The organism is Candidatus Pelagibacter communis, from assembly GCF_001180225.1.
GTDB classification, from domain to species: domain Bacteria; phylum Pseudomonadota; class Alphaproteobacteria; order Pelagibacterales; family Pelagibacteraceae; genus Pelagibacter; species Pelagibacter ubique_D.
In genome coordinates, this window is sequence record NZ_CVST01000030.1 from 1 (window position 1) to 684 (window position 684).

Below are 684 nucleotides of genomic sequence, written 5' to 3' on the forward strand. Positions count from 1 at the left end.
TTTGGTTTTTTTTTTAAGTCTAAAAAATTTTTATTTAATAATCCTAAATAATTAATTTCATCAGCAATATCTTGCGTTGTGATTATTTGATCATTAATCTTGAATAAAATTTTATTTTCTAAAGATAAACTAACTTTAGTAATACAAATAAAAATAAAGATAAAAAAAAGGTAAATATATCTATTAAACATTTAATTTCTATACAAATCTTGATCTAATTTATATTCATAAGAAGTAATTGGGCTAATAGTAAATGTCAGTAGCAAATCTTCATTTGGCTTTAAATCTCTATCTTCATAATAACTTTTTTTGTATTTAAATCCTGCTTGGAAGCAGTCATTTTTATAGTTATAAACTAAGTCATAATACTCTGTAAGGGCAATTCTTCTATTTCTTCTTGTACCAAATGTTAGCAAATGGTTCTCACTAAAATTAATACTAGTTGTATTTTCAAGAATATTGGCATCACCTCTTTCTCCACTTTCCTCTGTAAATATAAAATTTGTAACAAAATTTCCTAATTTAAACTTAGTAGTTAGAGAGTTATATTCAAAGGAATTAAAATCATTGTCCAGTGAAAATTGATAATTTAGATTTATGTTTTCATTAAAATTATTCTCAACTGATCCAAATAGATTAGATGTTTTTTTATTAAGTGTTGATGAATTTGGGATTGAATTTTCC

General features: G+C 23.1%; 2 pseudogenes. Both read right to left on the reverse strand.

Going from position 1 to position 684, the window contains the following annotated elements:
- Positions 1-191, reverse strand: a pseudogene (locus tag AMN99_RS05815) (hypothetical protein); the annotation flags it as partial.
- Positions 192-684: pseudogene (locus AMN99_RS05745) on the reverse strand (LPS-assembly protein LptD); the annotation flags it as partial.